This is a genomic window from Coprococcus sp. BIOML-A2 (assembly GCF_009875795.1).
GTDB lineage: Bacteria > Bacillota > Clostridia > Lachnospirales > Lachnospiraceae > Coprococcus > Coprococcus aceti.
In genome coordinates, this window is record NZ_WWSI01000001.1 from 482,837 (window position 1) to 497,908 (window position 15,072).

Below are 15,072 nucleotides of genomic sequence, written 5' to 3' on the forward strand. Positions count from 1 at the left end.
ACAGGCTCGAAGAGACTGTGAGGTGGCATGGCTCTGTGTATACATTATGAAAAGAGGATAGATTATGTTAGAGCAGAACAACGGAAAAAAGCCTAAGAAGTACGCTGGTATTCTGGCTCACCCGACATCATTCCCAAGTCCTTATGGAATCGGAGATCTGGGTCCGGGCGCTTATCAGTTTATCGACTTTCTTGCAGCTTCAGGATTAAATCTGTGGCAGGTGCTTCCACTCGGTCACACGGGCTTTGGCGATTCACCTTATCAGCCATTTTCAGCATTTGCAGGACAACCACTTATCATCGATATCGACTACCTCAGAAAGAAGAAGTTACTTCTGGACGAGGACTTCTCAGCTATGCCTGACTGGGATCCTGAGAAGATCGACTATGGAACACTTATAGAATTCAAGACTGGCCTTCTGAAGAAAGCGTACGAGAGATTTATCGACGCTGACTATGCAGATGATATGTCAGGAGACGAGGATCTCATGGCAAAGTTCGATGCATTTGTCAAGAATACATCATGGCTTGCTGACTACTCTCTGTTCATGGCAGGCAAGGATGCGCACGAGGGAATGCCTTGGTACATGTGGGATGATTCACTGAAGAAGCCGACCGCAAGGCAGAAGACCGCATGGAAGAAGAAGCTTGCAGACGGCATCGGCTACTACAACTTCCTCCAGTTCCTTTTTACAGAGCAGTGGCAGGCCCTCAAGACATATGCAAATGATCTCGGAATCAGTATAGTAGGTGACACACCTATATTCCTCGCATGGGACAGCGCAGACGTATGGTCCAATCAGGAACTGTTTCTGCTGGATTCAAAGGGATACCCTATCGAGGTTGCAGGTGTTCCACCAGATTATTTCTCAGCTACCGGTCAGCTCTGGGGCAACCCTCTGTACAACTGGAAAAAGCATACCGAGACAGGCTATGCATGGTGGATAGAGAGAATCAAATATCAGCTCACAGTAACAGATTTCCTCAGGATAGATCACTTCAGAGGATTTGACCGTTACTGGGCAGTGCCTTACGGTGAGGAGACCGCCATCAACGGCGAGTGGAAGCCAGCTCCAGGGCTGAACTTCTTCACACAGCTCGAAGCTAATCTCGGCTACCATCTTCCTATCATCGCCGAGGATCTCGGCGAGATAGATGATTCAGTCATAGAACTCAGAGACAAATTCGGACTTCCTGGAATGAAGATCCTTCAGTTTGCATTTGAAAATCCAAACGAGAACGACTTCCTTCCACATAACTATACACCTAATTGTGTATGCTATACAGGAACACACGACAACGACACCACCCTTGGATGGTATACGCAGGCTTATGAGGCTTCAAAGGATAAGCTCAGAAGATACTACAGCACTGATGCAAGTGATATCTGCTGGGTTATGATAAGAGCATGCTTCTCTTCTGTTGCCAACATGGCCATCGTTCCTATGCAGGACGTGCTAAAGCTCGACTCATGGGCACGTATGAACACGCCAGGCGTTGGAGAGGGCAACTGGGCATGGAGATTCAAAGCCTCAGACCTGGGCAAGCAGTTGTCAGACAGGCTTCTTGAGACATCAAAGCTCTATGGAAGATATACTCCAATACCGGAGAAGAAGGATTCTGAGGAGAAGTAATCATACGACGAGTCAAATCAATGCTGGAACATTTAAAATAGCATAAGGAGAATTATAATATTGAGAACAATATTTGCATATTTATTTGCCTTTCTGGGCATCATCCTGTGTACTCCGTATCACCTGTATCTGTACCTTCTGGCTAAGAAGGATCAGGAAAAGGCGTACCGCCATGCCCAGAAGCTGGTCAAAGGCTTCTTTGGAATAGTCATGTTCATATGCGGTGCCAAGTGCACTGTCATAGGTCTGGAACGGGTGCCCAAAGATCAGCCTATTCTGTTTGTCGGCAACCACAGAAGCTTCTTCGATATACTGTGCTGTCACAACGCACTGGACAGGCCTCTGGGATTTATGTCCAAGGACGGAATCCTGAAGGTTCCTATCCTTCCATGGTATATGAAGGACATAGGATGTACATTCCTTGACAGGTCCGACCTGAAGAAGGGACTGGAGACTATCATGCAGTCGGCTGATATCGTAAAATCCGGACATTCCATGATGGTATTTCCTGAAGGACACAGAAATGACGGCGAAGAACTTCTTCCTTTCAAGGACGGAGCATACAAGATCGCACAGAAGGCCGGATGTCCTATCGTACCTGTATCCATATGCGGAACAGACAATATCATGGAGGCCAACAAGCACAACTTTATCAGAAGTCACAAGGTGGTCATCGAATTTCTTGACCCTATCGACATAAATGGCTTGAAGCCAAAGGAGCGCAAGGAGGTTCTTGAAACCATTCCGGCACTCATTCAGAAAGCAAGGGTTAAGAATCTTCCCCTTGCAACAAAAAAGTGATCAGACTATAATAATCTGATCACGACAAGACAAAACACCAATAACTAAATATAATCAGGAGGAACTAAACATGGCATGGTGGGTATGGTTGATAATAGTTGCAGTTATACTTATCGGAGGTCTTATTGCATTATACATAGTGGGCAATAAGCTTCAGAAAAAGCAGTCTGCACAGAAGGAAATGATGAAGGAACAGGCACAGCCTGTGACGATGCTTGTCATCGACAAGAAGATGCTCCCTATGAAGGATGCCGGATTGCCTAAGATGGTAATGGAACAGACACCAAAGCGTTACCAGAAGGCCAAGATGCCTATAGTAAAGGCCAAGATCGGACCTCAGATCATGAATCTTATCTGTGATGACGGTATATATGATCAGATGCCTGTCCGCGGAGAGGTAAAGGCTATGGTCAGCGGTATCTATATCATGAGCGTCAAGAATGTTCGTGGTAAGATCGAGGAGAAGAAGGGCAAGAAGACCTTTGGTGAGAAGCTTCGTGCAAAGCAGAGAAAGTATCAGGATATGTACGATAAGGATGTAGCCGAGTCAAAGCTCAGCAAGGAGCAGAAGGCCGCAGCCAAGGCTAAGGCCAAGGAAGAAAAAGAGAGAGCTAAAAAGATCCAGAAGATGTAACAGCTTGAAAGGAGATTCCCAATATGAAGAAATGTCATATTAACCTCCGCGAACTTGGAATAGCTTTACTCGCACCGATATGCATAACTTTTGTCCATGGGCTTATTCCATCATCTCTGGTATCATGTGTTATAATAATTATTCTCTGCGGATGTATACACCATGTATATCCTTGGGTATTCACCACAGGAGATAACCGTAACAATAAAAACAGAACAGGAACGAGATCACTCTCATTCCTGTTCTGTTTTTGTATTTTTATACTTATTGTCATAACAGGCCTCAGCCTGCAGTTCTTTTCGACCGGAATACTGAACGCCATTGAGCTCCATCGTCCAGAGCTTCTCGGCAGTTACAGAGACATGGTTCGTTCATCATTCTCTCTAAACAACGGTATCTTCAGAGTTACAACAGTCATGCTGCTTGCACCGGTCTGTGAGGAGCTTGTGTTCAGAGGGATCTCTCTGAGTTCTTCCAGACGTGCATTTACATGCAGACATTCAGATGCCATCGCCATCCTGCTGTCAGCGCTGCTGTTCGCCCTTTATCACGGCAATTTAGTCCAGTTCTGCTACGCCCTTCCCATGGGAATCCTTCTCGCGCTGCTCGCCACATGGACGTCTTCCCTGCTGCCATCGATCCTTCTTCACATAACGATCAACGTATCTTCTTATTTCACCGGGATGCTGCCATTTGCACTGCCACATACAGGCTGTATACTTGCAACTGGTATCACGTCAGCCGCAGGCTTCATCGCCCTATATCTGCTGTTGCGCCGAAGTGGCAAATCACACAAAGTATCTTGACATGTGATACACATACACTTTTTCATCGGGATCCTCTTCGTATCCTGACAACTTGATGATATTCTTCAACACAAAATACCTGCTGTCCCTCATGACTCTCTGATATTCAAATGTCGGGTAGTACAGCATCAGATATATATTTCTCGGTGCCCTGCGCACGGAATCTATTATATTGTCTATGACCTTCTTGAACACCTCCGGGGAAAATGGATTGAAGAAATAGAAATAATTATCTTCATCTGCAACCTCATACTCCTGCGCCGGAATGTTATAGAAGTTCATCCTGTCTTCCTGATCATAAAATCTGCTCTGATAACCCGCGGCATTTTCCAGAAGCTTCTCGTATATGTCAGCATCTGCCTCTATACCCGTGGCGCGGCAGTAATGCCTTGAGTTGCCATAGAACAACACACGCCCCAGTCCGCAGCCAAAATCAACAAGTGTATCCTCCGGCTCCATGGACACGGCATTGAACAGGGTCACAAGATCCCTGTAGTAAGTCGCCTGATATATATTATTCTCCTCGGTGGGCTGCTCCGCACCTATACACAGCGTCGTATCTATAGACAAAAAATCATCAAACGCCTTCTCGTCATCCATATAGCTATCCTCACTCCACGGTTATCCTGAGTACGTTAAACGATACACATTCATTGCCATAATCCATCACATACACCACGACCAAACCAAACCCCTTTTCCGTCTCCACGAGCTGATAGCCTTCAGTGAGTATGCTTATATTCATCATACCAACCGGAGTAGAATAAAATGCCTCTCTGGTCTCTCCCGGTCTGAATGACATGGCAGCACTGACTTCGCCCTTCTTTGTCAGGTCAAGTCCTAATTTGTCAAACTTCAGCAGATTTCTCGCCGGTTTCTCAAGATCCTCATAATACTCATCGTATTTCAGGTAAAATACCCCGTCCTTCTCATGAAGGCTTCCCCTGGTAACAAGCTCTATGGGTTCAACATTGTTCTCTTCCCTGCTCGTCCTCTGCTCTCCAACTACTGTCACAGTAACATTCTTTACCATATAAACTTCCAATCTATGTAATTTTATAAATTTATCTCTCTTTTGCCATCTCAATAAGCGTTGTGACGAGAGTCTTTATATCGTATCCCTGAGCATTCCACAGCATTGGATACATGCTTATTCCTGTAAATCCAGGAAGTGTGTTGATCTCATTGAATACAACTCTGTTTGTTCCATTCTCAAGGAAGAAATCCACTCTGGAGAGTCCGAAGCCGTCAAGTGCTTTGAATATCTTCACAGCGTCTTCCCTTATCTCGTTCTCTGCTTCCTTAGGGATGTCGGCGCCGATAACCGTTCTCGACTCAGCATTGTTGTACTTTGCATCGAAATCGTAGAACTCAGCAGCGGCAAGTATCTCGCCAACTCCCGAAGCCTTGGTATTGTCCTTGTAACCGAGGACTCCGCACTCAAGCTCACGTCCAACTATCGTCTCCTCAACGAGGATCTTGTTGTCGTGCTTTACGGCCTCATTCAGCGCATACAGAAGGCTTGCTCTGTCAGTCGCCTTATTTACACCCTTTGATGATCCGGCCTTTGAAGGCTTTACAAATACAGGGTAATCAAGCTCAGCCTCAACTCTGTCCATAGCACTGTCTATGTCGCTGAAATCCTCTGCAAGCACAGGTACAAATCTCGCCTGTGAAACACCGATGTGATCAACGATTATCTTCGTATAGAATTTATCCATGGATGCCGCCGATGCCAGAACGCCACATCCAACATATGGAATATCTGCCATCTCGAACAATCCCTGTATAGTTCCATCCTCGCCATACATACCGTGAAGTACAGGGAATATGACGTCCACCTTCTGGCGCTCCACACCTGCATCGGAGAAAACTATAAGCTCTCTTCTGGTGTCCGGTGAGATCACTGCTGTGACCTTGCTGTCATACCAGCTTCCATCCGCTATACTCTCTATATTATCTGCCTTTAACCATCTTCCATCCTTGGTAATGCCAACCAATGTCATATTATACTTTTCAAGATCAACCCCCTTGGCAACTGTCTGTACCGATATACATGAAACCTCATGCTCTGATGATCTTCCTCCAAATATTACAACCAAATTTTCCTTAGCCATGACATGTGCTCCTTATACTTTAATCCGCGGTGCACACGGGGCACACCACAGGTCAAAGTATAACACCTGGGAATCAACTTTTCAACGTCACTTATCCCCCAGATCTATACATAATGTCTCATACATTCCGGGCGGACAGTCCTCCCCGGAATCGCCAAAATACTCATAAGAAAATCCGGAGTTTGCATCGGCATCCACGCCCCACGCATTTGCCGCGCTCTGGGCAATGTCATTTATATCCTCCATCGCCATGACAAGATTGTGGCGCATCTGTATATAACTCAGATTCTCATTGTAGTCGTCCCCAAGCCACATGCCGATCTGCTTCATGACTGTGTTGCCCACATAGCTCTCAAGCTCATCTCTCTCATCCTCAGACTTCATATCGCCATCATAATCGACCTTAAGCCTTATGACCCTTCCACTGTCATCCAGTGAATTGTTGTACATGACCGCATCCGCCATTATCTCCCTCGACACCTTATCCTTATATTTCTTCACATAAGAAACCTGTCCAAATATCACACCGCCGACAATTCCTATGAGGACACCCAGTATGGCCGCCCTGAACATTCTCCACATAAACAATACCTCCTGATCATCTAAGTCTCTATTCACCTATCCCATCTCTCGCGTATGTCGCCAGACACTGGCCTTCATAGTGTGTCTTAAGATATTCATTTGTATTGTTATCCCCGGATTTCTCCAGTATATTCTGTTCTATCACCACAGTCACATAGCTTGTAGCAAATTCCTTCTCAAGTTCGGCTGCAGCCTCGTTCATTACCTGGGTATTCTCCGCTACTATATACTCCACATGACTCGTATCGAGGGACTTCGCATGACTCTCATTATAACTTCTGCAAGCATCGGCAAATGAACCGGCGTCCACCTGGTACACCCCCTCCTCGGTCAGGGAATCCTCATCGTCGTCCAGTCCTGTTATGACCAAACTGTATCTCAGCCCGCCGCCGGCAGGCTCCTCCGTGCTGCGCTCTATGATGACCGCATTCACATAGTCCACATCCTCCACCGGCTTGTATTCACACCCACTCAATATACACGCCGTCAATAACACCGCCGCCAGTCCGGCAGATTTTTTTACAGGCCATTTCCCGGCAAGTGATGCCGCCGGCAATATTATCGACAGTGGTACATCCACCAGAATAAGATATCCGGAGATGATCTTTATACGGTCCTGCTGTCCGGGCAGCATCCCGGCCCACAGGCATACGGCAAATGCAAGGACTGCCCACAATGTCTTCCACAGCCATCTGTGCCGAACACCCAGTCTGTCCACAGCGCCCCATCCACCTATGACGTTTGGAACCAGTGCCATCACACCGAACACGATGACAAGGTAACACACCAGCATGAGCGGCCTGAGCTTCACTCCGCCAGGCAGTTCCATGGCTCCCACTATATATAGTATATTTTTCTCCTTAGCCATGAGCGCACCCGTACCCAGTGTACATATCACAATTATCGAACAGATAATGCCTACTATGGTACTTGTGCCTACGGCTGCACACAACATTCCTCTTCGCCTCCGAATGACGTGTATATACACCAGCATCACCGTCTCCATAGCCGAAAATCCAAGAAAAAGCAGTCCTCCCCTAGCCATGACACGGCTTATGGTGAGATTCGCCCCGCCCTCGTCTCCTATCTCAGTCACAGTCTTAAGCACTGACAGATCAAGGTTACTCACAGAAGACAGAATGACCACAGCCCCCGCCGCGACAGCGAACCAGAACACGGACTCCGCAAACCTGACCATCCCCCTTGTGCCACGGCTACCCATATACAGACATGCAAGCAACAAGGGGATTGAGATAGCAATTACCGTGTATCTTTTCAACATCAACTGCCTGGAACACTCGGCAAGGACAAACAGCAACAAGCCCATCCTAACGGCAGTTCTCGCCCCATAAATCAATGCAATAGTCCTATTTTTGACTTTACCGCTTTCGCTGTTCCCTCTCTCATCAATCTTCATGTATACAATATATAGTGCTATCACGTAAGCAAAAGCCATGCATAGCGTCAAAAAAAGTGACAAAATCAGGCAATTTCTTCCAAAATATGAGGGTATTAATGTAACCACAAAAGTTATCATCCCCGGCAAAACAAGCAAAGCCATCTTAAAAAAGGCAGAAAACGTCACATTATATTTATCATTCATATCTATTTTCTCTTTCTGACCAACCTGCGCCGCTCGTCAGGATTGCTCCATTTAGGTCTGTTGATTATTTTCTTTATAGGCGCGCGGACAACAAAGTCCTTATATCCCTCGCCAGTGTATCCACAGGTCACGACAGGGGACATATACGGCACGCCAAAGCTGTCCAGGGATGCAAGATGAAACACGAGAACCAGCATCGCAAGGATAAATCCAAGTATTCCATAAAGTGCGCTGGTGATTATAATTACGAACTTAAGCAATCTGAAAACAGACGCAAACGCCTCATTCGGAATGGCAAATGAAGCTATAGCCGTGAGTGCCACAACTATCACAACCATGGTGCTGACTATCCCCGCCTCCACGGCTGACTGACCAACTATCAGACCGCCAACCACTCCTATCGTATTTCCAAGCTGGCTCGGCAGTCGTATCCCGGCCTCCCGGAGCAATTCAAACAAAAGCTCCATTATCAGCACTTCAACTACAACGGGGAACGATAGCTGGCTTCTCGCATCGGCTATCGCATACAGAAGCTTGTCGGGTATCAGCTCCCTGTGATAACAGGTGATCGCAATATAAAGTCCCGGCAGTCCCACCGCAATGAACGCTGCCACATACCTTATCATTCTGGCAAATGTCGCCACCGGCCATCTGTTATAATAATCGTCCGCCGTCTGAAACAGAGTGTTGATGGTGGCTGGAGCAATTATGACCTCAGGGGAATTGTCAAACACAACGACAACCCTGCCCTCCACCAGAGCCGCGGCCGCCTTGTCAGGTCTTGTGGTCGCCTGGTATATCGGAAATATCTCCTGCCATTTCTTCTCCATCAGATGTTCAGCCATACCGCTGTCAAACACCGCATCTATCTCATACTTATCGATGGTGTCCCTTATCTGCTGTACCAGCTCAGGCTCCGCTATATCTTCCATATAGAATATCCCGTACTCTGTTCTGGATCTGACGCCCATTGTCCCCTGTTCCAGCTTCAGATGTACGTCCTTGATCCTTCTCCTTATCAGAGCTGTAGATGTCCTAAAGTTCTCATTGAAGCTGTCCCTAGGCCCCCTCATTCCTCCCTCGGTGGAGCTTTCCTCTATACCTCTCACAGGGAAATGTTTCGATGACACTACTATTGCCTGATCGCTCCCGGATACAAATATAGCCGTATCCCCCCTGAGGACCGCCCTGACAACGTTGTCCATGTCACTTTCCTGGGTATAATCCGCCGTCTGACCCTCGCAGGAGATTATATGCTCCCACAGATCTGCCGTGTCTTTATTCCGCCATTCCCAGGTTATTGGTTTTATTAATGTGTTCTCAATCAACTCATGATCGCACAGTCCATCTATATACACCACGTATATTGCCGGATCATCTCCCCAGGCACAGCGGTCCAGATCAAACCTTCGCTCCACGATATCGCTCCAGTTACCGAATATTGTCTCAATTTGTGTGATGTTTTCGTCTATTTTTTTACTGATTGAAGCCATCGTCCGCCGTAAACACCTCCAACATACCGTTTATCTTCTGTAATCTATCTTGTCCAACGGATGAGTTTTTATTCAGACATACACGTAAAAAGGCGGAACACGTTTTCACGCATTCCGCCTCTTATACAGGTATTTATTATTATGCATATTGTTATTTCTGTGCTATGACAACATTTGCGATCACAATCTGTTCCTGATCGTATATATGTATACGGGTTATCTCCTTGGCTTTCTCTTCATCCCTGGCTATTATCGCATTCATGAGAGCCTCATGCTCCGCTATAAGCTTGTCGTGATAGCTGAAATCCTTTACATACTCCACGCGGTATCTGTACACCTGCTCACGAAGACTCTGGGACATGCTGATCAGTCTCGGATTGTTCGTCATGTCCATTATAGTATTGTGAAATGCAACATCCGCATCTACTATCTCCGGGATTATCTTGGAGCTTACCGCTTTCTTAAAGTCGGCATAGGACTGCTTCAACCGCTCTTTTCCCTCGTCGTCTATCCTTTTGCAGGCAAGCCCTGCCGCAAGATCCTCAAGCGCCATCCTGATCTCAAGCGCATCGCTCAGATCCTTTGCCGTTATCCTGGCAACCTCTGCTCCCCTTCTCGGGATCATGACCACAAGCCCTTCAAGCTCAAGCATTCTCATGGCCTCCCTGACAGGGGTACGGCTTACGCCAAGCCTCTTCGCAAGAGTGACCTCCATAAGTCTCTCCCCCGGCTCAAACTCACCGTGAACTATAGCATTCCTCAAAGTCTTAAACACTACCTCTCGAAGGGGCAGGTACTCATCCATATTCAATCTAAGATCCATCACATACCTCTTCTTATGTTATACGGGCTGACGGCATACGCAGCCTGTATCTCGTCCTTTTCACGCAGCATATCTACTACCCTTTGTGCCAGTTCTTTATCCCTGTTGTCATATATTCCGAACACTGTCGGCCCACTGCCACTCATGAGCACTCCCATGGAGTCGTTCTCCGCTATGAGCTTCTTGACTGAATCTATCACAGGATTTGCAGGTATCGTAACCGTCTCGAGCACATTTGCCATTCTGTCTGTTATTCCCTTCAGATCTCCGGTCTTGAGTGCATCCGCCATGCCATCGATATCTGGATGCTCCTCCAGCAGATCCACCTTCAGGTTCTGGTATACCCATTTTGTGGACACTCCGATCGCCGGCTTCGCTATGACGATCAGGCAGTCCGGCATAGGTGGAAGTGGTGTAAGGATCTCTCCTATTCCCTCCGAGAGTGCCGTACCCTGCATGATACAGTAAGGCACATCTGCGCCGAGCTTCACTCCATGTTCCATGAGCTGTTCATCGGAAAGGTTCAGTCCAAACAGCATATTCATCGCCTTGAGGGCTGCCGCTGCATCAGCGCTTCCCCCTGCCATTCCGGCTGCAACCGGTATGTGTTTATCCACGGTTACATGAACACCCTTGTCTATTCCATATATATCCTTCATCATCCGGCACGCCTTGTATATGATGTTATCCTTCACATCCGGCAGCTCCGCCGAATCCGATGTTATAACGATCTCGTCTGTGGTGACATCGCAAAATGTCAGTTCATCCCACAGATCGACCGTCTGCATGATCATTTTCACCTCATGATATCCATCCTCGCGTCTCCTGACCACGTCGAGACCGAGGTTTATCTTTCCATATGCCTTTAATGATATTTCCATTTTCTCTCCTATCCGTGACATTTCCCCTGCAGCTTTTCAGCCTGCGATCACTTTTTTCTAACAGAATATCCAAATTTGCCGAGTTTGTCGCCAAGTGCAAAATACTCTCCATGTGAATATGCGACAAGTCCCGTGCTGTTGAGGTTGAATTTGCCGGTCTTATCCATGTATTCATCACTTATCTGGACTCCGACCACCTCAGCGATAAACATGTGGTGGGATCCAAGCTCAACTACCTGCTTTACCTTGCACTCTACGTTCACCGGACTCTCCTCTATAGCCGGGCATGACACATTCACGCCGTCACATGCATGGAGGTTCATCTCCTTGAATTTATCCACGTCTCTTCCTGACTTCACACCACAATAATCAGTTGCAAATGCCAGTTTCTCGGTGACGAGATTTATGGTAAATTCTCCTGTCTCCTTGATTATGTCGTAGGAATATCTCTCCGGACGCACCGATATGGACACCATTGCAGGATCGCTGCATATGGTACCGGCCCACGCTATCGTCACTATGTTTGGCTTCTCTCCCGGTCTCTGGCAGCTCACCATAACTGCCGGAACCGGATACAACATATTTCCTGGTTTCCAATTCTGTTTTGCCATGTCTATACCTCTTTCTCTATTGACCTTCAACTCATTTTCAGCCACTTTCAGTCACTGTGGCGCAACGCACCACAGTGCTGATATCTCAAGCTGTCAATTGTTCGTATTTTGTATATTGTATACATTATACATAATAATACATGCCAGTGCATAAAATTACAACCGCATACAGCGCTCTTTATTTATCTTATTTTATTGACAGCGGATTTATTACTATAATATGAATGATCTGTCCCGGTGTTACACAAGGAAATGCAGACAAAAAAAATGATCACCCGGAAGATCATTCCAGATAATCACTTATTATTCCCTGTGCCGTTTCGCTGTCATCGGACACCATGTATACCACAAATGTATCATGCACATACAGAACCGCATCATCAAGTCTGGCGGTCTCCGACGATTTGTAATCAAGGTACATCTGCAACTGTGAGTCGCGTCTTTTCTTCATGTCCGCCAGTATGCCCTGGGCATCGACCGTTGACGACGCCTGAAATACTGCGAGCTCCTCGGCGGTGGCTCCCGTTGACATGTACACTGCACTGTCCTGCACCTGAACGCTGTCTATACCATAATATCTGAGCGCCGTCTCAGAGGAGACCTCCTCCACGGAATCCTCAAACTTCACGTTCTGCATGAGCATATCAGCCAGAGAGTGCACATCCGGCATATCTGCCTCGTCGTCTCCATTTCCTGCGCATCCCGCAAGCGAACAGATCACCAGACAGCATGCAAACAAATATATTATTCTTTTTATCATATGCCTCCGTCTCCACTATCTTCTGACATACACGTTCTTTCTGATGTAGTCCATCATCTTGAGACAATATTTCTTATTACAATGTTTGCCATCTATTCCCGCATCCTCCGGCAGAACACCATCCACAGACACGCTGTGAGCCACATCGAGATAGATCACCTGGTCGTAGCTGCCACACATCTCCTGCATGAGAGAATTGAGCTTGTCCACACCCGGGTTGTTATACACCTGGTCTTTTGATGAAAGCTCCGCCGATACAGGAAGTACTGACATCACATATACATTTGCCGCAGGCTGTAACTGGGAGATCTGATCCAGTAAAGTCTTGTAGGCCAACATGTACCGCTCGTTATACCACGAAAGCTCCTCAAGCCCAAATGAAATGTATATATTCTCATAGCTCTTCATGCCAAGCATCTCGACAACCGTACACTGTTCTCCTGAATCGCAGGTGAACATCTTGGTATTAGCGACCTTCTCTATGTCCAGATTCTTCGCCACACACATATCCCAGTTGTCTACACCGCTGTACAGTCCCAGCGCCTCGGCTCTGGAATCACCTATGAGCAGAGATGTCGAGAAATACTGGTCATCCGTGGCATTCGCCGGAATGTATATATTGCTGTCATATTTGTCCGCTCCCTTGCCGCTCACATCAGGGTTGGTGTAATTGACAAATTGTACATACTGACCATTTCGCTGATCCGGAATGGCCGCATCCTCCGCAGTTGCCAGATACTGCTGTGCAGCCCCCTCCGTGTCACTGTATGACATATCCTGAGTGCTGCTCTCACTTATATCTGCCGATGTTCCGCTCTCAGGCTGGAACTCCTCCTGGCCGTTCACATTCTTTTTCAGGTTGCCCTGTCCAAGCGCAAATATCATTATGACTGCGACGATCACTCCTATTCCGCTCTCGACGAGTTTCATTCTGCGGTGATGCCGCTGTCTGTATATCTTTTTTCTATAATCAGTGTTATTATTCTTAGTCACCTTCGACCTCCGAATTAACTAACTTTCATGTCTTTCGCAAAATATCCTATGATAGTATAGCAATTAATGATAAAATAATCAAGAACGCCGCGTTTTGTGAACCTCATTGTTGCCATACAATTTTTTCCGTGTTACTATTTCACATAGGAAAGTTCAATGTTTTTGTGGATTTCAGCATACAACTTAAACACAACATATTTATAGAAGAGGAGAACACGATGAACACTACAGCACGTACAATAGACTACAAGGGCGAGACTTGTATTGAACTTATATCAGGCGATTACCGTGCACTGATCGCACCATTTAACGGAAGCAACATTATGAAGATGGAGAACACAGCTCTGGATATTGATATATTCAGGAACGATCCTTCCCTGACTCCTGCACAGCTCAAAGCAGCAGCAGAGATCTACGGAATGCCTACCCTGTATCTCCCTAACAGACTGTCACACGGCAACTTAAGAACCTCCGATGCCATGTATCATTTCCCATGCAATGATCCTCTCGGCAACCATCTCCACGGTTTCCTTCATCTCAGAAACCACAGCATAGAGAGCGTGTCAGTGGATGGAGACAAGGCCATCGGCAAGACTTCATATGTATATGATGAGAAGGATGAGTTTTTCGCTACATACCCTGTGAGCTTCAGAGCAGACTTCACATTCACTCTTGCTCCGGACGGTATGCACTACGAGTTCACACTCACCAACCTCTCCGACAAGCAGATGCCGTACGGCGTATGTAACCACGTTGCATTCAAGGGGCCTTTCACAAGCACAGGAAAGGGCGAGGATGTACGTCTCTGTGTACCTGTTGGAGACAAATGGGAGCTTGATGAGCACGCTATCCCTACAGAGAAGAACCTTCCTATAACAGATTACGATCTCCAGTACAAGAACGGAACCATGGTACCTGTTCTGAAGGACATCGACAACGATCTCTACACAGCGGAGATGAACGAGCTGGACGGCAAGCCTTTCTACGGAGTATACGCAACTGATGTTGCCACAGGCAAGAAGGTCTGCTATGAGGTTGACGACACAATGAAGTTCTGGATCATGTGGAACGATCACGGCGACAAGGGTTACTTCTGTCCTGAGCCAATGAGCTGGAATATTGACGCTCCAAATCTCTCAGGAGCACCGGAGATCACAGGCTACACAGAGCTTGCTCCAGGCGAGTCCAAAACAGTAAAAGAAAGAATATTCACAATGGCATAAAACATGACATTTTCTATGGAACGGTCTCTCGGCGGAGGCCGTTCTTTCATATTATTAATTTTTCCCCTGTCTCGTTGTTTTTCTCCCCCCAGTATAATAAAATTATTATAAT

The 15,072-nt window shown here is 46.8% G+C and carries 16 protein-coding genes; 5 read left to right on the top strand and 11 right to left on the bottom strand.

Translation table 11 applies throughout. The features are described 5' to 3' along the window. The first annotated feature begins 64 nt into the window (after positions 1-64). The 4 genes from malQ (at position 65) to GT575_RS02200 (ending at position 3,874) form a co-directional block, all read left to right on the top strand. Positions 65-1,633, top strand: coding sequence for a 4-alpha-glucanotransferase (malQ, locus tag GT575_RS02185; protein ID WP_015534492.1), 1,569 nt, complete (start codon positions 65-67; stop codon positions 1,631-1,633). 60 nt (positions 1,634-1,693) lie between these two features. Next, on the top strand, positions 1,694-2,434 hold the full coding sequence (locus GT575_RS02190) for a lysophospholipid acyltransferase family protein (RefSeq protein ID WP_117874368.1): 741 nt from the start codon (positions 1,694-1,696) through the stop codon (positions 2,432-2,434). A 70-nt stretch (positions 2,435-2,504) separates the two neighbouring features. After that, on the top strand, positions 2,505-3,068 hold the full coding sequence (locus tag GT575_RS02195) for a hypothetical protein (RefSeq protein ID WP_015534491.1): 564 nt from the start codon (positions 2,505-2,507) through the stop codon (positions 3,066-3,068). 23 nt (positions 3,069-3,091) lie between these two features. Beyond that, on the top strand, positions 3,092-3,874 hold the full coding sequence (locus GT575_RS02200; protein ID WP_055280408.1) for a CPBP family intramembrane glutamic endopeptidase: 783 nt from the start codon (positions 3,092-3,094) through the stop codon (positions 3,872-3,874). On the opposite strand, the gene GT575_RS02205 is transcribed toward GT575_RS02200, so the two are convergent. The 11 genes from GT575_RS02205 to GT575_RS02255 all read right to left on the bottom strand — a co-directional run bounded on the left by GT575_RS02205 (position 3,857) and on the right by GT575_RS02255 (position 13,737). After that, the gene (locus GT575_RS02205) at positions 3,857-4,474 is read right to left on the bottom strand and encodes a histone methylation protein DOT1 (protein ID WP_015534489.1); all 618 of its coding nucleotides are present in this window, start codon (positions 4,472-4,474) and stop codon (positions 3,857-3,859) included. The two genes, GT575_RS02200 and GT575_RS02205, sit on opposite strands and share 18 nt — an antisense overlap. A 10-nt stretch (positions 4,475-4,484) precedes the next feature. Next, positions 4,485-4,907 carry a DUF1934 domain-containing protein gene (locus tag GT575_RS02210; RefSeq protein ID WP_055145825.1) on the bottom strand — a complete coding sequence of 141 codons (423 nt, stop codon included), beginning with the start codon at positions 4,905-4,907 and terminating at the stop codon, positions 4,485-4,487. 31 nt (positions 4,908-4,938) lie between these two features. Further along, positions 4,939-5,991 (bottom strand): D-alanine--D-alanine ligase family protein, encoded by a 1,053-nt coding sequence (locus GT575_RS02215; RefSeq protein WP_022217335.1) that lies wholly within the window; start codon positions 5,989-5,991, stop codon positions 4,939-4,941. Positions 5,992-6,078: 87 nt separating this feature from the next. Next, positions 6,079-6,573, bottom strand: coding sequence for a hypothetical protein (locus GT575_RS02220; RefSeq protein ID WP_022217336.1), 495 nt, complete (start codon positions 6,571-6,573; stop codon positions 6,079-6,081). 28 nt (positions 6,574-6,601) lie between these two features. Further along, positions 6,602-7,795, bottom strand: coding sequence for a hypothetical protein (locus tag GT575_RS02225; RefSeq protein WP_161171405.1), 1,194 nt, complete (start codon positions 7,793-7,795; stop codon positions 6,602-6,604). A gap of 383 nt (positions 7,796-8,178) precedes the next feature. After that, entirely contained in the window at positions 8,179-9,669 is a 1,491-nt protein-coding gene (locus GT575_RS02230; protein ID WP_161171406.1) for a spore germination protein, read from the bottom strand. A gap of 151 nt (positions 9,670-9,820) precedes the next feature. Next, positions 9,821-10,492, bottom strand: a complete 672-nt coding sequence (locus GT575_RS02235) for a GntR family transcriptional regulator (RefSeq protein ID WP_015534484.1) — start codon at positions 10,490-10,492, stop codon at positions 9,821-9,823. Then, on the bottom strand, positions 10,492-11,373 hold the full coding sequence (gene ispE / locus GT575_RS02240; RefSeq protein ID WP_055272043.1) for a 4-(cytidine 5'-diphospho)-2-C-methyl-D-erythritol kinase: 882 nt from the start codon (positions 11,371-11,373) through the stop codon (positions 10,492-10,494). Before ispE ends, GT575_RS02235 begins: the two co-directional genes overlap by 1 nt. 47 nt (positions 11,374-11,420) lie before the next feature. Continuing rightward, a complete protein-coding gene (locus GT575_RS02245; protein WP_015534482.1) occupies positions 11,421-11,984 on the bottom strand; it encodes a flavin reductase family protein in 564 nt (187 codons plus the stop codon). Positions 11,985-12,267: 283 nt separating this feature from the next. Then, entirely contained in the window at positions 12,268-12,744 is a 477-nt protein-coding gene (locus GT575_RS02250) for a DUF4358 domain-containing protein (protein WP_055222342.1), read from the bottom strand. A 15-nt stretch (positions 12,745-12,759) separates the two neighbouring features. Then, positions 12,760-13,737, bottom strand: coding sequence for a hypothetical protein (locus GT575_RS02255; protein ID WP_161171407.1), 978 nt, complete (start codon positions 13,735-13,737; stop codon positions 12,760-12,762). A gap of 218 nt (positions 13,738-13,955) precedes the next feature. Between GT575_RS02255 and GT575_RS02260 the strand changes: the two genes are divergently transcribed. Next, a complete protein-coding gene (locus tag GT575_RS02260; RefSeq protein WP_015534480.1) occupies positions 13,956-14,960 on the top strand; it encodes an aldose 1-epimerase in 1,005 nt (334 codons plus the stop codon). The last annotated feature ends 112 nt before the right edge of the window (positions 14,961-15,072 follow it).